Source organism: Desulfitobacterium hafniense DCB-2 (genome assembly GCF_000021925.1).
Classification (GTDB): domain Bacteria; phylum Bacillota; class Desulfitobacteriia; order Desulfitobacteriales; family Desulfitobacteriaceae; genus Desulfitobacterium; species Desulfitobacterium hafniense.
The window spans coordinates 94710-113680 of the sequence record NC_011830.1; the positions used below are offsets into that span (position 1 = coordinate 94710).

An 18971-nucleotide genomic window follows, 5' to 3' on the forward strand; every position below is an offset into this window, starting at 1 on the left:
ATTTTGGAATGTCTGTCAAGGAGTTGAAAATCTTTTGCGGCAATGCCAACCGGGCATTAGCGGAAGAAATTGTTGATTATCTGGGGGTTCCTCTGGGAGAGGCTAAAGTAAAACGCTTCAAGGACGGAGAAATTACCATCGCCATTGATGAAAGCGTCCGGGGGGCGGATGTCTTTGTGGTTCAGCCCACCTGTAATCCGACCAATGATAATATCATGGAACTCTTGATTATGATTGATGCCCTGAAAAGAGCGTCGGCTCGCCGCATCACTCCAGTTATCCCTTATTACGGATATGCTCGTCAAGAACGCAAATCCAAAGCCCGGGATCCGATCACAGCCAAGCTCATGGCCAATCTGATCACCACTGCCGGTGCCGACCGGGTGGTAACCATGGATCTCCATGCTCCGGCCATCCAGGGTTTCTTTGATATTCCGGTGGACCATCTCCCCGGTGTGCCCATCCTGGCGGAGTATTTTAAGAGCAAAGAATTAGAGAACGTGGTGGTTGTTTCCCCGGACCATGGCGGAGTACAACGGGCCCGCAACCTGGCGGAGCGGATCGGAGCGCCTTTGGCCATTATCGACAAGCGCCGTCCGGAGCCCAATGTATCAGAGATTATGAATGTTATCGGTGATATTCAAGGCAAACAGGTGATTATGATCGATGATATCATCGACACTGCCGGGACGATTACTCAAGGAGCTCAAGCCTTGAAGGATCGCGGAGCTCAGGATGTCTATGCCTGCTGTACTCATCCCGTATTATCCGGCCCAGCCTTTGAGCGCCTGGAGAATTCCGTCATCAAGGAAGTGGTTATCACCAATACCATTCCCGTTCATCCGGAAAAAATGATCTCCAAGATTAAAGTCCTCTCTGTTGCTCCCCTATTAGGAGCGGCCATCGTGCGTATTCATGAGGACCTTTCTGTCAGTAAGCTGTTCAGTTAATTCCCGGACACAGGAAGCTTGCTTGCTACGCAAGATAGTGATGGTCAGGGAGAGTGGATATTTTAGACAAAAAAATCAGAAGTGAGGGATGAGGTCCCTTCCTTCTGATTTTTTGCGTGGATTATAGCTATCAAAATACGAATTTAAAGAACAACCATTCGCTCATTTTGATTTCCTCCAGTTTAATAACAGTGATGAGTTGATAATAACAACCACCGATCCCACATTGTGTACTAAGGCACCTACGACAGGCCCGAGATGCCCAAACATAGCCAGAAGAATAGCGCCAAAGTTAAGAACCATAGAAAGGGCCATATTGATTTTAATAGTGTTCATCGTCCGCTTGGACAGGGCAAACAGATGGGGGATATTTTTTATATCATCCCTGACCAGGGCGATATCGGCAGCATCCACGGCAATATCACTGCCGATTCCTCCCATAGCGATGCCGACATGGGCCTTCTTCAGTGCAGGAGCATCGTTGACCCCGTCGCCAACCATGCAGACCAAATCTCCTTTGCTTTGGTATTGCTCGATTACAGCCAGTTTATTTTCGGGCAGGCAATCGGTATGGATATCATGAATTCCAGCAATCTTTGCCATATGGGAAGCGGCATGATGGTTGTCGCCGGTCAGCAATACGCTTGTGACGTTTAATTTCTCAAGATTCCTGACCATATCCACGGCATCAGGCCGTAAAGTGTCGGATAAAGCGATAAAACCTGAAGCATGGCCGTCTATGGCAACAAAGATGATGGTGCAGCCGTCATTTCTGTAGGACGCTGCCTTTTCTATGATGGCTTGGGCAAGAGGAATGCCGTTGTCCTGCAGCAGCTCTCCATTGCCGGCATAGATCGTGCGGTTATTCACGACTGCGTAAACACCCCGCCCCGCCAGCATCCGAAAATCATGGGGCTCCGGCAGAGAAGCCTTGGCGGCGGTCCTGTAATGGGCGACAACCGCTTTTCCCAGCGGATGCTCGGAACGCAGTTCTGCAGAAGCAGCCAAGGCCAGGAGCTCGTCGGCAGACAGGCTGGGATCAAAGCTCTCCACGGCGGCTACATCAGGTTTGCCAAAGGTGAGGGTCCCTGTTTTGTCAAAGGCCATTCGTTTTACCATGGAGAGTCTTTCCAAGGCATCGCCCTCCCGGACAAGGATGCCAAACTTTGTAGCATTGCCAATGCCCGCCATAATGGCCGTGGGGGTGGCCAGCACCAAAGCACAGGGGCAGAAGACGACCAAAATGGTCACGGCGCGGATGATCTCATCGGTGATGAACCAGGTGGCTCCGGCAGAAAACAAGGCAATGACCACAATCCAGGTGGCCCATCGGTCCGCGATGCCGACAATCTTTGCCTTTCCCGCATCGGCTGACTGAACCAGCCGGATCATCCGTTGCAGGGAGCTGTCCTCACCGACTTTGGTGGCCTGCATATCGAAAGTACCGAACTGATTAACGGTTCCGCTGGAAACCTCATCTCCGGTGCTCTTATCAACCGGTAAGGATTCACCAGTCATGACCGCCTGATTGACAGAGGTTTGACCGCTGATGATGATTCCGTCAACGGCAATCGTTTCACCGGCCAGCACGCGCAGGACATCACCGACCTTAACCTGCTCGGCGGGAACAATCCTTTCCTCACCATTATTGACGAGTCTCGCTGTTGTCGGGGTAAGGTGTACCAGCTTTTCTATACCCGCCCGGGCTTTCGCGACGGTACGTTCCTCCAAATAGGCACCTATGGCCATAATAAATGCCACTTCACCGGCAGCAAAGATCTCGCCGATAAAGATGGCGGCAATCAAGGCAAGGGAGACAAGAACATCCGCCTTGATATCGAATTCTGTGACGAGTCCGACAATGGCGCCTTTGATAATGGGAATACCGCAAAGCAGAATAGCGATCCAGGCAGGGTCGACAGGAAATGAACCGATTTCAAAAAAGCTCATGATCAAAGCGGGAAGAGAAAGAACGAGAAAAAGAATCGTTCTCTTCTCCTCATTCTTGAAAAATGTTAGCACATCACTTACTCCTTTCTCCTATATACCTATAGGGGTATATGTATATAACGAAAGTATTGTACCCCTACGGGTATGGGTTTGTCAATAAAAATACCTTTGCAGGTGAAACCCCACAATCAATGGAAAGCTTGCTTGACATTTTTGTTTGGCAATGTTATTCTTTTTATGGAAAGTGTGCTTTCCATAGAAAGGGGAGAGGCCGACAGTGAAGAATCGGTTGGAAGAAATACGCAAGCAGCGCGGGATTCGGCAGGAAGAGTTGGCCGCCGCCCTGGCGGTATCCAGGCAAACCATCGGCTCGCTGGAAAATGGGCGCTACAATCCATCCATTATACTGGCTTTCAAGATCGCCCGGTTTTTCGGGATGAGCATCGAAGAGATTTTTATCTATGAAGAGGAGGAGTACGATGAAAAATGACAGCGTCAAAAAATATATGGGGTTGACGGTGCTGGGGCTTGTTTTGTTGGCTGTCGGATTAGGACTTATAAAATGGCAGGGGGATGCCGAAGGGATGCTGCGCACCTTGCCCTATATCTGTGTTGGGGTCGGCGCAGGTGTATTCGGCAGCAATCTGGGGACGGCGATAAAGCTCCGTCAATTCAAAAAACATCCGGAAACCGCCAGGCAGGTGGAAATCGAAGAAAAGGACGAGCGTAACATAGCGATCAGCAACCAAGCCAAGGCCAAAGCTTACGACCTGATGTTGGTGCTATACAGCGCACTGCTTTTAGGATTCGCACTCATGCAGGTGGCTCTTCAGGTGATATTGGCTTTAGTAGGGGCCTATCTCTTAGTTGTATTTACCATGGTGTATTATCTTGCTAAATATCAGAAGGAGATGTGAGGTATGGTTGGAATGCTCGAACGGACGATTGCCGGCTTGCAGCGCAACAACATGGCAGGGTATTTTGTCCATAATCGGCAGGAATTAATGGCGCTTTTGTCCGGTCTGATGGAAAAGGGACAGACGGTTGGCTGCGGCGATTCGGTGACATTAGAAGAGCTGGGGGTCTTTGATTTCCTGCGCAAGGGGGATTATATTTTTTATGATAAATACGTGCCGGGCCTGACCTCTGAAGATAAGCGAAGGTTGTATATTCAAAACTTTGCCGCAGATACCTTTATCACAGGAACCAATGCCGTCACCACCGATGGAAAGCTATTCAATATCGATGGGAATGGTAGCCGGGTCGCCCCCATGATTTATGGCCCCCGACAGGTCATTGTTGTGGTAGGGACCAATAAAATCACGGAGGATGTAGAGAGTGCCATTCAGCGTGTTCGGCAAATTGCCGCTCCAATGGATGCTAAACGGCTGAAAAAAGAAACACCCTGTACCAAACTGAACAGGTGTGTGGATTGCCGGCATCCCCAGCGGATTTGCAATGATTTTGTCCTGATTACGGGCCAGTTCGTCAAAGACAGAATCAAGGTTATTATTATAGATATGGAAATAGGGTATTAGCCGTTTGGAATTAGCGGATGTCTTGTTCGCTGAAGCTGAAATGGTGATGGTCAACCCGCCAGTCAATACTCCCATTGGGACCGTGGTATGAGTTGAAGGAATTGGCAGGATATAGGCGAAAATTTGTACAAGAAAAAATTTTATTATTTGGATAAATATTTCCAATAAAAAAATACTGTTAGCTCAGGTGTAGCAAAGCTTCCGGGAATCGGCAATTGTGGCTAAGCAAATTACGACATAATAAACTAAATTTCGATAGAGGAAAAATAAGTAAAATAGAGAAATACAGTGAGTATAGGATCAAGCTGAAAGATATTTTGGTAATTCAGCGGCACTATGGAAAGTTTCAGGTTACTTTTTAATTTAGAAAGGGGTTTTAAGATGAATTATGCAGCTATTGCGAATTTGGTCCATGAATGTGTCAAAAATCCTACGTGTTTGGTGACACAAAAGGAAAAGTCGGGCGAAAGCAAAATAAAGCCCGATGAGTTTTCCGTTATTCAAAATGTCTTTTCCCGGCATGAAGTGTCTGGGAATGGTGCGGCCATCGGTGTGCTTCCCATGGGCTTTTGGTCATAAAAGTTGATGAATCTTCAGCTTGATCAGATTTTCTTCAGAGAAATTGACAGTGTATTGGCTAAGGCCCGACTGGATGCGGAAATGGAACGGCTGATCCGGCTCTCCCTCAACGCAGACAGCCCCACCGGGGAATTATTCCGCTGGGCCCACTTAACGCGTATGAGCTGTGAATGTGCGGGCGGAGATCCGGAAGACGCGTTGCCGGGTGCCATTGGAATGGAGTTTTTTGCCCTGGCCCTGGATATTTTCGATGACGTGCAGGATCAGGACAATGAAAATATGCCCTGGCGCCAGCTTCCGGATGCTCAGGCCATCAATCTGGCCATCTGCTTGCTCATGCTCAGTGATGAGGCCATTTCTGCTATTCCGGACAACAGGCTGTTTCGAGAGGTTGCGGCTACTTTGCACCGTACGGGAATATGCGCCAGCAATGGGCAATTCCGGGAGTTTATATATGACGACCGACAGCAGGTATCGTTTGAGCAATACTTTGAGATGGCGGGGCAAAAGGCCGGAAGCTTGACCGCCTGCGCCTGTAAAATTGGAGCCATCTTAGGCGGGGCAGAAGAACCCGTAATACATGGCTTGGAACAGTTTGGGATCAATCTGGGGATCCTGAATCAAATCAGAAACGATTTAAATGATTTCCTGGATTTTTTCAGAAAAAGTGATTTTGTGAACAACAAAAAGACCCTGCCTTATGTTTACCTGTTAAATACCCTGAAAGCGGAAGCCGCCGAGCGGTTTAAGGAACTGACCCAGGGGCATGGCGAAGGAGCCTATGGGTTCGGAGATAGAGAAAGGGAATATGTCAGACAACTGGCAGCTGAAGAAGGAGTTGCGCCCTACTGCACCGTAATGTTTGAAATTTATTGCCAAAAAGCGAGGGAAATTTTGGAGGGAATTCCTGTTCCCGAAAAAAATAAGGAGAACATGAAAGAACTTGTTGGAGAAAGTGTTTAAACGGCAAATTTATTATATTGCCAGCCTTGTTTTTGTTGTGCTGGGGTTGGGCTATTTTGCAGCTTGTTTGACCCAACCCTTTATCGGCCTTGACCTCAAGAACAGCAATGGACAATGGTTGGTGGCAACCAGTGATCCTAATGGTGAGGGGTATCGGTCCGGCATCCGGGTGGGGGACGAAATCCTGAAAATAAACGGAGAAGATGCCGGTAAGTATCGCTTTGCCCAAAAATGGGAAACAGCGGAAGGGGCTTCAACAATTGAATTTCGGAGTCCGGGTGAGTTAACGGATCAAACCGTGACAATAACCCCACAACCGGTCCTATTGACAGTACTCAGTGAAATTCCTTTGCTTATTCTGGGGTTAGTTTTTTGGTGTTTAGGGTTTATGACCTGGTACAAGCGTCCTTTTCTGGAACAGGCACGCATCTTATTTTGGATGAACTGGGCGTTCGGTTTGGCAATCGTTTTAGCCCATGCTTCCAGCCGTTGTTTATTGCTGTCTAAAGAAATGGAACATATCACGTTCTCGTTAGCACCTGTTTTTCTTATTATTTTTATTTCAGTTTTCCCTGTATCCAATCAAAATAAATTAAATAAATTTGGTCGTAAAATCGCAACTATTCTATTCATTCTGATTTTGGTTTTAACTATTCTGCAATCCTTGGGTTTTGTTCAGCTTATAAGCTTGATTAAAAAATTATCATTATCCAATATGGTCATTGGTATTCTTTTTACCCTCTGGAATCTAGGGATACTTATAAAGCTGCCCAAAAATCAACCGGGAAAAAATGAAGCTTATATTATCTTGTTAGGGATGGGGATTGGCTTTTTACCCTTTGTATTATTGTCAGCACTTCCAATAATTTTTAATTTAGAACAACTTATTTATTCTCAGGTAAGTTCTTTATCTATTTCCGCTATCCCGATCTCCCTATACTATGTAATTATTAATAAGTATTTGCCGGATAGCCGTCGGCTTTATGCAACTGCCCTCTCTTATATTGGCGCGGCAGCTATCCTGAGCTTTATTGTCTTCCTGGCGCTTTTCTTTCTGCAAGTCCTACCCGCCATCCGTCTTGAATACTATACGGCTTTGTTGCTTTTCACATTGCTGTCCATTCTTTGCTTTCATTTAATCCAGATTGGCATCACTAGGCTTTGGGAAAGAAGCAGCTTTTTTCAAGACAAGCATACGTTAAAGCAAAAAGTGGCCGTCCTGAATGAAAATCTGACCTCGCTTGTGGCTGAGGAGCGGATATTGGATGAAATCGTTAATACTCTGGGCATTGACGGGATTTTTATGATTATGGAGAATGAGCAGATCGGCTGTCTGAAAAAAACAGCAGGACGTTTTAAGGAGCATCCCAGGGAATTGGAGACGCTGGAGAATTACTTTTATCACAATCAAAGGCTTGATCTGGAAGCCAAAATGCTGCCCGATGATTGTCCGGCCGGGATTTATGTCCCATTTATTGCCCAAGACTCTACCTGCGGAATTTTCTTTGGCAGGCGCTCTTCCCGCATCAAATTCGAGCAATCGGAATTGCCTTTTTTTACCTTGTTGGCGGGTCAATTGGAGTATCAGATCATTATGTCGCTGGTGATCGGCAAACTGACCAAAGAAATAAATGCCCTGACCAAAAGTTCCGGGCGTTCGTACCGGAGAAAGATGGAGCTGCAGGGAATCACCAACGCTTTGTTCCGCAAGGTTGAGCGGGAAAGGAAGCGCCTCACCGACGAAATCTGCGCCGGTCCCTTGCAGTGGAGCATGGACCTGAGCCGGTGGCTGAAATACCTGAAAAAGGAATGCCCCGCCGACAATAAGACGCTGAAGGTAATTGCTTATCTGCAGGAACGGGCGGAGGACCTGAATTATGAGCTCAATTGCATTGCCAATGATTGGGGCCCCCCGATTCTAACCCACCTGGGGTTGGTACCCGCCGTCCAATGGCTGTGCCAGGAAATCATGACTGAAGAATTATCCCTGATTTCCTTGGAAATCAGCAGACTGGGCCAGCAAAGCCGGTTTAAGGAGGATGTGGAAGTCACCGCCTATCGTTTCTTACAGGAAGGCATCATGAACTCAGTGCGGCACTCCCGCTCCAATATGCAAACGGTTCGCATGACCCTGAACGAAACCTGGCTTGAATTGACCGTAAGTGATTCCGGCCGGGGCTTTGACACCGGCCAGATAGAAAACTGGCTATTGACAGGGACCCACTTCGGCCTGGTTGAAATGAAGGAGCGTATTGAGGGCCTGGGCGGGGAACTTCAGATCATTTCGGGAATAAACCGCGGAACAACGCTCAAAGCGCTTATCCCGGTTTTCTCATAATGGTGAAACCCTCATCGGGGCTCCCAAATATGGTTAAAGGCGCGTGAGGCAGGATGTCCGTTCATTGGGAAAAATCACAAGAAACTGAAGAGCAGATACATGTGCTCATCGTGGACAGCCACCGGCCCTTTGCAGAAGGGACCAGGGCGTTGCTGTCTTCTGAACCGCGCATAGTGACCATCGGAATTGCCGGGGATGAAGACTCGTGTCTGAATTTTCTCCGCCATTCTGTGCCGGATGTTGTTTTATTGGATTTTTATCTTCGGGATATCAGCGGGCTGGACTTGATGGATAAGATAAAAGCGGCCCACCCCGCCCTAAAGGTTATTCTGATGGTGGAACAAAGTCAGGAGGGTTATGTTCTGGCGGCAAGCCGCAAAGGGGCCGAAGGGCTGTTGTTGAAAACCTGTGCCGTCGAGGAAATGATACAAGCTGTCTTAAGCGTGTCTAAAGGGGGCGTATATTATTCTCCAAGCCCGCTGGCGTTTTCCCAGGTTGAAATAGATTTCCATGATTTGCATTTCCCCGCGAAGCCTGCCGAAGTCCTTAAAAGGCTGTTGACACCCAGAGAAAAGGAAATTATGAGCCTTCTGACCAAGCCTCTCCATAACAGAGAGATTGCCGCAGCCTTAGGAATCACCGCCCGGGCGGCTCATCTTCAGGTGAAGATTATCCTTCTCAAATTTGGGATTAAAACACGTCTGGAAGCTGTCTTATCCTGGGCATATGTTGACGAGTAATTTTTTAAATTTAAAATAATAGGAAAATCCCTCTGCGGTAAAAGTGAAAGCAGGGGGATTTTTTTAGATGGTACTACGGCATGATGGATGTCATCGGTCAGCAATACGCTTGTGGTATTTATCTTAAGTCAATCTTGAAAAATGTTCTACTGCTTTAGCAAAATCATTAATTGTTTTATCCGCATCTCCATGCTCGATGCCTTCCCGAACGCAGTGATTTAAATGTCCTTCTAAAACGACTTGGCCAACTTTATGCAAAGCCTTTTTAGCTGCATTAATCTGAATTAGAATATCCTCACAAGGGATATCCTCTTCCAGCATTTTATCAATGGCTTTGATCTGTCCTATAACCTTGTTCAATCGTCTATGCAGATTATCAAAATCCATACACTGTCGCATAATAGCGCCTCCTTTATACCCGTAGGGGTATAATTATAATTTTACCCTGCATTGGAGCCATAGTCAACAAGGTTGTGACTCGTACCACGATACCCGGAAGTTCGTAGCAATGGATTGAATTTCCGGGACCATCAGCTTCAACTTTATCCTGCCAGTGGCTCAGCAGGATAAGGTAAGTCGGAGTGAAAAAGGGCATTTCCTATGATATGATGATAGAAAGCGTTGTTTTAGGAGAAAAGGATAGAGCTAAAGAATAAAATAGAGAATAGAAAAGGAGCGGTATCGACGATGAGAAAAGAAGCCGGCCTGGAACTGTGGCGTAAATTACATGAGGTGACCCGGTTGATAGGCTCCTTGCAGCCGTGGGACTATCTTTGGGATATGGACATGATCACGCTGGAGCTCCCCGAATACGAGCAGCCCTTCTTTGTCAGCGTGATGGGCCGTAACGGTGAGTGTTATGCCATCACTGTAATGGAAGGGCCGGAAGCTCTCAGGGGATTTTACCGGCTGGCGGAAAACCGGGAAATCCCGCCCGGACAACTGATTCGTTACCAGAACAATCTGACCTGCTACTTCGGCGACAGGGACGAATTAAGCAAAGCTGAACGGGAGCGTATCAAAGCCTTGGGCTTAAAATTTCGAGGCAGAAATCAATGGATTTTCTTTCGGGCCTTTGAGCGGGGATACGCGCCCCATACCTTAGGTGAGGATCAGGTTCTGAAATTGACACGGGTATTCCAGGAGCTTTTTATGGCTCTGAGGGCTTTTTTGGAACACGGAATTGCCGTAGACTTCGAAAAAGGGCAGACCCTTTACCGTTGTTTCGATCCGGAGCAGAAGTTATGGCTTACCTCAGCGATGCCGCGCTTTATGCCTTCTCCCCAATATTTGGTGCCTGTGCTGGAAGATGAAGTTATGGCCGCCAGGCTGAAGCGGCAAAAGAAGGTGAAGGAGAAACTGGAGATCGACACTCTATTCCTGGACACCTTTATCGATGAGTCAAAATCCGGCAGGCCCACAATCCCTATCCTGCTTATACTGGCCAGCCGCAGCAGTGGAATGATCCTTGACCAGGAATTCTTGGACCCCGGCGATGATGAGGTTGCCGCAGTTTTGGGTCAGGTCATCGATTATATTGAAGACTCCGGCCGGCCACAAAAAATATTCGTACGGGATGAGGAAATGGCACATCTTCTCTCAGACCTGTGCCGGAAAGTAGATATTCCTATCGCCATCGAGGGCAGCCTCCAGGTCATCGACGACTTTGCCGAAAGTTTTGAACTGCTCTCGTTTTAAGCCATCAAGCAGAGGCGTTGCCCATTGAGTGGATAAAAGTTTAATGATCCCCTTGTTTGCGTTGCCAAAGATATCCATATAATATAAAATATAATCAAACATACATTCGAGATGTGAAATAACCCGTTAGCTTGAAGGTGAATTTAAGTGGGAGGGCTATGATGAAAGATAAGTCTAATTCGCCATTAATTAAAGAATTGAAACTCGCCAATCTGTTATCCTTTGGCAGTGAAACGACTGATATTCAATTAAACAGTTTAAATGTGGTGGTTGGACCAAATGGGTCAGGCAAATCTAATTTGATTGATGCCATTAGTCTTCTTCAGGCTTCACCATCAGATTTGGCTGTTCCGATTCGCAAGGGAGGAGGTATTCGCGACTGGCTTTGGCGAGGCATGGAACTTCCGACGGCCTCTATGGAAGTGATAACACCGTCTGCCCCTCATGGTAATAAAGATTTACGGTATTACTTAGCTTTTACGGCTTTAAAGCAACGTTTTGAACTTATCGATGAATGTCTGGAGACAAAAGAGCCATATACAAATCACTCGGAACCTTATTTCTATTATCGTTATCAAAATGGTAATCCAGTTATCAATAATATTAAGGATCAAAAAAGAATGCTGAAGCGCGAAGACATTGATCCTGAACAATCTATTCTTTCTCAGCGCAAAGATCCTGATCAATATCCGGAAATAACCTGGCTTGGTAAGCAATTTGCAGCTATCAGAATCTATCGGGAATGGAATTTTGGCCGCAAAGCATTACTGAGGCAACCCCAAGGTGCAGACGCTCCTAATGATTACTTAGCGGAAGATTGTTCAAATCTAGGCCTCGTCCTTAATAAACTGCGGACTAACTATAAGGTTAAGAAGAAAGTTTTAGATCTATTATCTCAGTTTTATGAAGGCATTGATGATTTTGATGTTATTGTTGAAGGCGGGACGGTTCAGCTCTTCTTACAGGAAGGGGAATTTATGATTCCAGCCACTCGTCTTTCTGATGGAACGCTTCGGTTTCTTTGCCTTTTAGCAATCTTATGCAATCCTGACCCACCGCCTCTGATATGCATAGAGGAGCCGGAATTAGGAATACATTCAGATATCATTCCGGTAATTGGACAGTTATTAAAGGACGCCTCCAAAATGACTCAGTTGATTGTAACGACTCATTCTGAAATTCTTGTTGATGAGCTGACTGATATGCCTGAGGCCGTTTTGGTTTGTGAAAAGCATGAAGGTATGACGCGATTTCGTCGTTTAGAGAAAGATTTACTTAAAGACTGGCTTGAGCGGTATTCACTCGGTGAACTTTGGCGCAAAGGTGAAATTGGAGGAACCCGATGGTAAGAAGTATAAGGAATACGGTCAAGATATATATAGAAGGCGGAGGGGAGCAAGAACATCTCAAAAGAGAATGCCGTAAAGCTTTTAGTAGCTTTTTCGACAAAATAGGATTCCGAGGGCGGATGCCGAGGGTTGTTGCGTGCGGTTCACGAAATGAGGCTTTTCGTGATTATTGTTTTTCTTTAAAAACTTCTCAGAGCACGGGAGAACTAGCCTTTTTGCTTGTTGATAGCGAGGGACCTGTTGACGCAGCTTTTTGCAATAGGCCTGGACAATACTTAAGGACCCATGAGAGTTGGAATATGCCCCGAAATGCTCAGGATGAGCAGATCCATCTAATGATTCAATGCATGGAAAGTTGGTTTTTAGCCGATATTGATGCTCTCCGAGAATTTTTTGGTAATGGATTTAGAGAAGGAAGCTTACCAAGGGGATCTAACATCGAGGATATCAGTAAAACTGATATATTAGATGGCCTAAAGAATGCCAGCGGAAGCAGTTATAAGGGTAAGTACGGAAAAGCTGCTCATTCATTTAAACTATTGGAGAAAGTCGATCCCCAAAAAGTTAAGATCGCTTTTCCCTCTGTTAATAGGTTACATGAAGAATTAGATAAAGTATTGTAAATCTTTTTGAAATACGGAACGATAGTGTTGCTTGAAATGAAGATAGAGATAATAAAAGTGCGTTTCCGTAGCTCAGGAAACGCACTTTATCATTTTTGGTATGGTGAAGCATAAGTGAGAAGGATTTCAGCAAGTGAGCGCTAATTAATGGTTAGAGTTTTAATAATAGTATGACAATCGGAAGGGGGAATGAGGTTGAGGAACATAAGGCCAAAAGCTACTGAGGCACTTCTTCAACGCCCCCGTTTGCTGGATAAGATTGCCCTCCCCGGCACTCAGCTTACTTACATACATGCCGATGCGGGCTATGGTAAGACGACCCTTTTGCTGCAATATGCCAAAGGGCGTGACGATGTCGTCTGGATGGCCCTTGATGGTAAGGATCGGGAGCCGATCTTCTTTTTGCAGCATTTGGAATCCTCCCTAAAAGAGAAGCTGATACAGTTTGAATTTCATGCCACAGACTATATTCCTTTCGCGGGGAGCGATACTTTTGCTGCGGTTGTTCTTTCTGCGTTGCTGAAGGCGATTGGCAGCAGCGTGCTGACCATTATTTTCGATGATGTTCATGTTATTACCCATCATCAGTTGACAGATCTGCTCACAGAATGGGTAAAGAGCAGTCCCCCTAATCTTACCTTGATTATGGCCAGCCGCCATGAATTGTGGAGCAGCCTTTTTCGCTTAAAGATAGCCGGTGAGGTTGTGGAGCTGACTAAAAAGGATCTGTGCTTCAACCAGGAGGAAGCGGAAAGGCTATGGGGTTTTTTTGATGAGGCGGCCTATTCCGCCACTGAGGGATGGACCTTAGCCATCCAATCCTACCGTTTGGCTGCAGAGGGGAACAAAGAGTTCTCTCTGGCCAGGCTTGATGCCGATCGTGATGTCAGCCGTTATCTATTTAATGAGATATTCATGGGAATCACAGAGGAAACCCGGGATTTCCTGAAAGCTACTTCCCGGCTTCCGGAGCTGGAAGTTCAAGGGTGCAACTATTTGCTGAATATCAAACATTCACAAAAGATCCTCGAAGAACTGATGCATCGGAATCTCTTCATTTTGCGAACTTCAACGACCTCCTATCGCTACCACACCTTATTCCGCAATTTTTTACAACAAAATGATGAGGGCAGAGGATGGGAGATCCTGCATAAAGCTAAGGACAGCTGCTATGGGAGCGGAGATTATGGGCGGGCTGCTGAATACGCCCTTCTGGTAGAAGATGAGAAAATAGTTCACGCCTGCCTCAGTGCTATGGCCGGGGAATTCTTCACTAAGGGGAGCAGCAGAAACCTGAAAAGATATTTCGATTTTCTCGAGGCTCGCCACGTTGAACTGACGCCAAGGGTTCAACTGGTCAAAGGAATTTACCTTTCTGATGGCGGTGATTTTTACCAAGCAGAAAAATATTTGAAGGTTGTTATGCCCCAGTTAAAAAGTGATGAGCAGGATCTCTATATACTGGCCATGACCCATTTGGCAAGAGTGAAGCGCAACCGGGCTTCCTTCCCTGAAAGCACTGCCTGTTTGGATAGCCTGCTCCCTCTGCTGGAAGGCGCACCCATGGCAGCTTGGTATGGTGTGGTCATTGAAAAGATTCACAACCTGACCCTCACCTCCCAACTGACCGAAGCCTTGGCTTTAACGATAGCTATGATGAATAAATGCTTAGTGAATGGCGATTTAAGAATTAAGGGCTGGTTTGAGCGCTATCTCACGGTGGTTTATTTTTACAAAGGAGATTATAAAAACTGCTTGCAGGCTTATGAAAAATCCCTGGCTATTCCACAGGAAGAGCAGGATCAGCTGATGCGCCACGGTGTGGGGGTTTATGCGGCTAAGGCTTATCAGATTGCCGGGCAGGAAGACAAGGCTCGCCCCTTGCTGGATGCGGAGCTTTACCGGATGCGCCAATTGGGGCTTCATGAGGAATTCAGCATCAATTATCTGTTGTATGCCGAAACCCTTAATACTGCAGAGCAATTAAAATATTACCTGGGAAAAGCCGCTGATTTTTCAGCCGCCGACCGCTATCTGAATATGGCAGAGGACTATGCTCTATTGAACCGCAGCACCCGGGAGCACTGGCTATTTGTGAAGATATGGAAGGATTGTGCGGAAATCTTTAAACAGCCGGAGAAAGCTGAGGAAATTACGGCAGGGATACTGACGCTTATTCAAGATACCACACCCTTTTTTCAGACTGTGGCCTATGGACGGATGGCGAATGCCCTGCAGGTGCATCAAAAGAATAGGGAGCAATCTATAGAATACTACCGGAAATCCATCGCCATTGGGGAGGAAATCGGCTGCTATGCTTACGCGACCCTTGCGTATGGCAAGCTGGCATCCATCTATTTGGAAGAAGGTGACGAAGAGCAGGCCCGGAGCTATACCCAGCGCTTTCTGGAACTTTCCTGCCAATATGACCACCGCTACTATATTCGTTTTAAGCCGCTTTTTGCAGATGTCTTGAAGCAAGCGGCCGAGGCAGGCATTATGCCTGACTATACCCGTGAGCTGCTCGACTATGGAGGATATGCCAGTGTCAGGGTTTATATCAACACCCTGGGGACCTTTTACATAGCCCCTGCCCATGAGCGGAAGAGCCCGATTAAGATACGCACCCAGAAAGCCCGTGAGCTTTTGGCTTATCTATTGGAGCATCGTGAAGGAGTGAGTAAAGAACGCATTTTCGATGACTTGTGGTGGGACAGCGAGGCGAATGTCACCAGTTTATTTCATACCCGCCGGGGTGAGATCAAGCGGGCTTTTGAGAGTGCAGGGGCCGGTAACCCGATCTTGTATGAGCGGGGTGTGTACCGTTTGGAGATGGCTGAGATTAGTTGTGATCTCGATGCCCTCCGGCAGGCGGCGGCTGGCTTTGCGCGGCAGCCAAGCTTTATCAACGCCCAAAAGGTTGTGGAACACTACACCGGCCGCTATCTGGGTGACTTAGAGGCACTATGGGCGGAAAGCACGAGGCTCCGTCTTGAGGAACTCTTTCTTAGTGCAGCGGTGGTCCTTCAGGAGGGCTATGCCGAATCAGGAGATAAGTCAAAGGCCAGGGAATTGACACGGCGGTGTGCGCAGATGGGACATTAGAAGTGTGACCCGAAGAGGAAGACCAAAGATTTGGTTTTCCTCCTTTTTATGTCCCAGCCTGACAACGCTTTTTCCACTAAAGAAAAGCAAAAGATATGGTGGCACTTTTGGTGGTAGTCAGGTTTTTATAATCGGGCTATGAACAAAAGTATCCTGGCAAAGGGGGGAGCGACCATAGTCACTCAAGTGGAAAAAAGAGAGTTGATTGGACTTGCTCAAAAGGATGAGACATCCTTTACGGAACTATACAATGTTTACTTTCCCCGGATTAATAATTATGTGCATTATCGGGTGGCAGATTATCATGATGCCGAAGATCTGGTCAGCCAAATCCTTGAGAAAGTGTTTACCAAAAGTCACTCTTACCAAGAGAACAAAGCTCCTTTTTCTGTCTGGCTTTTTCGCATTGCTCGTAACACCATTACCGATTACTATCGCAGCCGCAAGGGAGTACATAATATTTCCCTTGATGGCTATACAAGAGATATCGTGGCCCGTGAGCCGGAACCGGTAGAAATTGTGGAATTAAATGAGCTCCAGCACCATCTCCTCAAGGCCATTGCTTCTTTAAGCCAACGTGAGCAGGAGATCATTGCGTTAAAGTTCTGGAGTGATTTAAGCAATCGTGAGATCGCCAAGCTTGTTGGCATCAGCGAAAGCAATACAGGTGTCATCCTCTTCCGGGCCATGCGGCAGCTGCGCCTAATCCTGGCAAGCCAAGGGATGTGTATCTATGAATGAAAAACAACAGGCAGAGATTTATTTGACTTATCTGGAGCGGCTGATTGCCGGAGAAAAAGACCTGGGTGTGGTGGAGGAGCCTGAGATCAGAAAGCTTTTATTCTTAGCCGAAACTATACTGACCCATGATTTAAGCTCAAACAGCAAGCTGCGCGATAGCTTAAAAGAGAAGATCTTAGCTCAATTAGGCCAGGTCAATCCGGTTGGCTTAAGGGAATTCAGTAGAGATGAAGAATTAGCTGAAGAGGATTTGGAGTATGTTGCAGCAGGTTTTTCTCAGCAGCTGGGGTGGCAGAAATGTCCCAGATGTGGTTCAAGGTTAGGAAATAGTACCGGGGATCGGGAATGTCCGAACTGTAAATTGTAATCGCTGAAGACGAAAAGTTATGTCATGATCAGTTGTAATACTATCCGGAGCAAAACGTATTAACCGTTGAAGAAGCTAATCTGTGTACAGGGTGCACAACTAATAGGAGGGAATGAAAAATGAGTATCGAATCCGCAAAAGCTTTCATGGAGAAAATGAAAACCGATCAGGACTTTGCCAAGAAAGTTATGGCAGCCAAGGACGCGGAAGAGCGCCGGGCACTGGTCAAAGAGGAAGGCTTCGATTTTAGCGCTGCCGAATTAAAGGAGCTTGGCGAGGAAATGAGTGACAGTGAGTTGGATGCTGTTGCCGGGGGATCTTGCCTTGTGGACACTTGCGGCATGAAGGAACTGATCTGGTAACCTTCTGAAAATACCCAATTTAAAAAGGAAAGTCGTTCTCTGGACGACTTTCCTTTCATGTATGATGTTTAAAAATCCAGCGGACAGGGCTTGGGAGCAATAATCCGTTCATTGACCAAAAAAGCCTGGTCATCAGAGCTGAGGTTTGACACGATGACGGCTGCCAGTTCCAATTCACGGCGTCTGAGACGGCAGATCGCTTCGGAGGGAACATGTGAGGAGCCGCTGGAGCTGAGGTTATCATGCAGGCAGCCGCCTGCACAATAATAGCGGGCAAAGCAGGAGGCACAGTTTGCCCGAAGGGCTGGAGGACTTTGGAGATAATCATCCCGGTTGAAGTTCTCATCGCCCACATGTCCCAGTTTATAATCATCGTTACCTACAAAGCGGTGACAGGGATAGATATCTCCGGTTACAGATACACCGACCATCTTGCGGCCGATACCACAAAAATGGTATTTACGGCGATTGTGCAGCAGGGCGATCATACCGGGATAAATCCCATATCCCCCGCTGCTTGCTCTTAAACCGCGGAGGATGTCCTTGTCCCTGCTCCGCAGATGGTGCAGCCAGGCTGCTGTTTCCTGCTCTAAAGCCTGAAGCTGTGCTTGAGTTTTGCGGCTGCTTGGGTTTCTTTCAGACTCATCAGCGAAGAGAGAAGAGGAGGCTGGGGCCAGGGTTATGGAGGTAAAGCCTAAGTCCTGCAGGGTCGCTTTGACAAGTTGAGGATTTGTATCACCCCAAAGAACCCCATGTCCGGAAGCTTCAGGAACGCAGGCCAGTAATTTTTTGATCTTCGGCACAACCGAGTCATAGGAACCCTGACCGTTGGCATAGGGACGTTGGGCATCCTGGATTTCCTTGGGTCCATCAAAGCTGATCTGTACGGAAAATTGATGCTCTTTGATAAAGGCAATTTTTTCGTCATCCAATAAGGTAGCGTTGGTCGTCACATAGAAGGCCACTTCCTTGTGGGCTTCCTGGGCTTTGCTTTGGGCATAGTCCACTGTGGCTTTCATCAGCGGGAAATTAATAAAAGGTTCGCCGCCAAAGAAACCCAAGTGGATTTTTTTCATGTTTCCCGACCAGGCGATCAGCCAATCCACAGCTTGTTTGGCGGTGGCGGAGTCCATACTGCCGCCGGCTCCATATTCACCCCCATCGCCATAGCAGTAAATACAGCGCAGATTACAGGATTGGGTGAGGAAAAGGTACAGATAAGTGATGGGCACAGGTTCCATCTGCACAGCAGGTGCATCATTGTCCTGGCATTCGCTAATCAGGTCCCACGACCTGAGGATTTTTTCCTGATCTGCCGGAAGCTTTGTTTGTGGCTCCCGGATATTATGCAGGATTGGCAAAAGCTCCGTGCTCACTGAATGGGCCGCCATCTTCTCGATATTCAGCAGATAAGGATGGCCCCGATATTCAAACAGGTGAAAGGGACTAACTTCTTTTTTGCTCATGCAGTTCTCTCCCTAAAGTCCATTTATTAGTTTATACGCAAAAAGGGCAGGAGCATTACAGAACACAAGGATCGAACTGCTTTCATAGCAAAGAACACTGTAATGGATGATCAGATCTGACGTATTAAGTAGATGAAGATAAGTTAAATCCTTCCGGACTTTTTAGGCTGATACAAAAGAGATAATTTGGAGAGCAAGGTGT

18 protein-coding genes are annotated in these 18971 nt (G+C 46.9%); 15 read left to right on the forward strand and 3 right to left on the reverse strand.

Going from position 1 to position 18971, the window contains the following annotated elements:
• Positions 1-8 precede the first annotated feature (8 nt).
• Positions 9-950: a ribose-phosphate diphosphokinase gene (locus tag DHAF_RS00480; RefSeq protein ID WP_005814952.1), complete on the forward strand. Its 942-nt coding sequence runs from the start codon at positions 9-11 to the stop codon at positions 948-950.
• A gap of 162 nt (positions 951-1112) precedes the next feature.
• Here the strand turns inward: DHAF_RS00480 and DHAF_RS00485 are convergent, their stop codons facing one another.
• A complete protein-coding gene (locus tag DHAF_RS00485) occupies positions 1113-2972 on the reverse strand; it encodes a heavy metal translocating P-type ATPase (RefSeq protein WP_015942566.1) in 1860 nt (619 codons plus the stop codon).
• A 205-nt stretch (positions 2973-3177) separates the two neighbouring features.
• On the opposite strand from DHAF_RS00485, the gene DHAF_RS00490 reads away from it, so the two are divergent.
• The 7 genes from DHAF_RS00490 to DHAF_RS00520 all read left to right on the forward strand — a co-directional run bounded on the left by DHAF_RS00490 (position 3178) and on the right by DHAF_RS00520 (position 9058).
• Positions 3178-3390, forward strand: a complete 213-nt coding sequence (locus DHAF_RS00490) for a helix-turn-helix transcriptional regulator (protein WP_005814946.1) — start codon at positions 3178-3180, stop codon at positions 3388-3390.
• Complete coding sequence (locus DHAF_RS00495) at positions 3380-3817, forward strand: hypothetical protein (RefSeq protein WP_005814944.1); 438 nt, start codon at positions 3380-3382, stop codon at positions 3815-3817. The genes DHAF_RS00490 and DHAF_RS00495 overlap by 11 nt, the downstream gene beginning before the upstream one ends.
• Before the next feature lie 3 nt (positions 3818-3820).
• Entirely contained in the window at positions 3821-4438 is a 618-nt protein-coding gene (locus tag DHAF_RS00500; protein WP_005814942.1) for a lactate utilization protein, read from the forward strand.
• Between the two features lie 381 nt (positions 4439-4819).
• Positions 4820-5017, forward strand: a complete 198-nt coding sequence (locus DHAF_RS00505; protein WP_015942567.1) for a hypothetical protein — start codon at positions 4820-4822, stop codon at positions 5015-5017.
• Between the two features lie 6 nt (positions 5018-5023).
• Positions 5024-5980 (forward strand): polyprenyl synthetase family protein, encoded by a 957-nt coding sequence (locus DHAF_RS00510; protein WP_005814937.1) that lies wholly within the window; start codon positions 5024-5026, stop codon positions 5978-5980.
• Positions 5961-8318, forward strand: a complete 2358-nt coding sequence (locus tag DHAF_RS00515; RefSeq protein WP_015942568.1) for a sensor histidine kinase — start codon at positions 5961-5963, stop codon at positions 8316-8318. Before DHAF_RS00510 ends, DHAF_RS00515 begins: the two co-directional genes overlap by 20 nt.
• Positions 8319-8371: 53 nt before the next feature.
• The gene (locus DHAF_RS00520) at positions 8372-9058 is read left to right on the forward strand and encodes a response regulator (RefSeq protein WP_015942569.1); all 687 of its coding nucleotides are present in this window, start codon (positions 8372-8374) and stop codon (positions 9056-9058) included.
• A gap of 123 nt (positions 9059-9181) precedes the next feature.
• Here the strand turns inward: DHAF_RS00520 and DHAF_RS00525 are convergent, their stop codons facing one another.
• On the reverse strand, positions 9182-9457 hold the full coding sequence (locus DHAF_RS00525; protein WP_011458924.1) for a metal-sensing transcriptional repressor: 276 nt from the start codon (positions 9455-9457) through the stop codon (positions 9182-9184).
• A gap of 288 nt (positions 9458-9745) precedes the next feature.
• Here DHAF_RS00525 and DHAF_RS00530 point away from each other — a divergent pair, with 288 nt between their 5' ends.
• The 7 genes from DHAF_RS00530 to DHAF_RS00560 all read left to right on the forward strand — a co-directional run bounded on the left by DHAF_RS00530 (position 9746) and on the right by DHAF_RS00560 (position 17303).
• Positions 9746-10756: a DUF7309 domain-containing protein gene (locus tag DHAF_RS00530; protein WP_005814930.1), complete on the forward strand. Its 1011-nt coding sequence runs from the start codon at positions 9746-9748 to the stop codon at positions 10754-10756.
• Positions 10757-10914: 158 nt separating this feature from the next.
• Positions 10915-12105, forward strand: coding sequence for an AAA family ATPase (locus DHAF_RS00535; RefSeq protein ID WP_005814928.1), 1191 nt, complete (start codon positions 10915-10917; stop codon positions 12103-12105).
• Entirely contained in the window at positions 12099-12728 is a 630-nt protein-coding gene (locus tag DHAF_RS00540) for a DUF4276 family protein (RefSeq protein WP_015942571.1), read from the forward strand. The genes DHAF_RS00535 and DHAF_RS00540 overlap by 7 nt, the downstream gene beginning before the upstream one ends.
• 189 nt (positions 12729-12917) lie before the next feature.
• Positions 12918-15833, forward strand: coding sequence for an AfsR/SARP family transcriptional regulator (locus DHAF_RS00545; RefSeq protein ID WP_041271905.1), 2916 nt, complete (start codon positions 12918-12920; stop codon positions 15831-15833).
• A gap of 138 nt (positions 15834-15971) precedes the next feature.
• Positions 15972-16574 carry a sigma-70 family RNA polymerase sigma factor gene (locus DHAF_RS00550; protein ID WP_015942573.1) on the forward strand — a complete coding sequence of 201 codons (603 nt, stop codon included), beginning with the start codon at positions 15972-15974 and terminating at the stop codon, positions 16572-16574.
• Positions 16567-16941, forward strand: coding sequence for a hypothetical protein (locus DHAF_RS00555; RefSeq protein WP_015942574.1), 375 nt, complete (start codon positions 16567-16569; stop codon positions 16939-16941). Before DHAF_RS00550 ends, DHAF_RS00555 begins: the two co-directional genes overlap by 8 nt.
• A 119-nt stretch (positions 16942-17060) precedes the next feature.
• Positions 17061-17303, forward strand: a complete 243-nt coding sequence (locus DHAF_RS00560; RefSeq protein WP_015942575.1) for a Nif11-like leader peptide family natural product precursor — start codon at positions 17061-17063, stop codon at positions 17301-17303.
• A 68-nt stretch (positions 17304-17371) separates the two neighbouring features.
• On the opposite strand, the gene nlpM is transcribed toward DHAF_RS00560, so the two are convergent.
• Positions 17372-18769 (reverse strand): nif11-like peptide radical SAM maturase, encoded by a 1398-nt coding sequence (gene nlpM, locus DHAF_RS00565; RefSeq protein ID WP_015942576.1) that lies wholly within the window; start codon positions 18767-18769, stop codon positions 17372-17374.
• Positions 18770-18971: the final 202 nt, after the last annotated feature.

What these genes read in the sequence shown, in the direction of transcription:
- DHAF_RS00505 (WP_015942567.1), top strand. Translation starts at nt 4,820, where the DNA reads ATGAATTATGCAGCTATTGCGAATTTGGTCCATGAATGTGTCAAAAAT.
- DHAF_RS00545 (WP_041271905.1), top strand. Translation starts at nt 12,918, where the DNA reads ATGAGGTTGAGGAACATAAGGCCAAAAGCTACTGAGGCACTTCTTCAA.
- DHAF_RS00495 (WP_005814944.1), top strand. Translation starts at nt 3,380, where the DNA reads ATGAAAAATGACAGCGTCAAAAAATATATGGGGTTGACGGTGCTGGGG.
- DHAF_RS00510 (WP_005814937.1), top strand. Translation starts at nt 5,024, where the DNA reads ATGAATCTTCAGCTTGATCAGATTTTCTTCAGAGAAATTGACAGTGTA.
- nlpM (WP_015942576.1), bottom strand. Translation starts at nt 18,769, where the DNA reads ATGAGCAAAAAAGAAGTTAGTCCCTTTCACCTGTTTGAATATCGGGGC.
- DHAF_RS00500 (WP_005814942.1), top strand. Translation starts at nt 3,821, where the DNA reads ATGGTTGGAATGCTCGAACGGACGATTGCCGGCTTGCAGCGCAACAAC.
- DHAF_RS00520 (WP_015942569.1), top strand. Translation starts at nt 8,372, where the DNA reads ATGTCCGTTCATTGGGAAAAATCACAAGAAACTGAAGAGCAGATACAT.
- DHAF_RS00535 (WP_005814928.1), top strand. Translation starts at nt 10,915, where the DNA reads ATGATGAAAGATAAGTCTAATTCGCCATTAATTAAAGAATTGAAACTC.
- DHAF_RS00550 (WP_015942573.1), top strand. Translation starts at nt 15,972, where the DNA reads ATGAACAAAAGTATCCTGGCAAAGGGGGGAGCGACCATAGTCACTCAA.
- DHAF_RS00540 (WP_015942571.1), top strand. Translation starts at nt 12,099, where the DNA reads ATGGTAAGAAGTATAAGGAATACGGTCAAGATATATATAGAAGGCGGA.
- DHAF_RS00560 (WP_015942575.1), top strand. Translation starts at nt 17,061, where the DNA reads ATGAGTATCGAATCCGCAAAAGCTTTCATGGAGAAAATGAAAACCGAT.
- DHAF_RS00555 (WP_015942574.1), top strand. Translation starts at nt 16,567, where the DNA reads ATGAATGAAAAACAACAGGCAGAGATTTATTTGACTTATCTGGAGCGG.
- DHAF_RS00525 (WP_011458924.1), bottom strand. Translation starts at nt 9,457, where the DNA reads ATGCGACAGTGTATGGATTTTGATAATCTGCATAGACGATTGAACAAG.
- DHAF_RS00530 (WP_005814930.1), top strand. Translation starts at nt 9,746, where the DNA reads ATGAGAAAAGAAGCCGGCCTGGAACTGTGGCGTAAATTACATGAGGTG.
- DHAF_RS00480 (WP_005814952.1), top strand. Translation starts at nt 9, where the DNA reads ATGTCTGTCAAGGAGTTGAAAATCTTTTGCGGCAATGCCAACCGGGCA.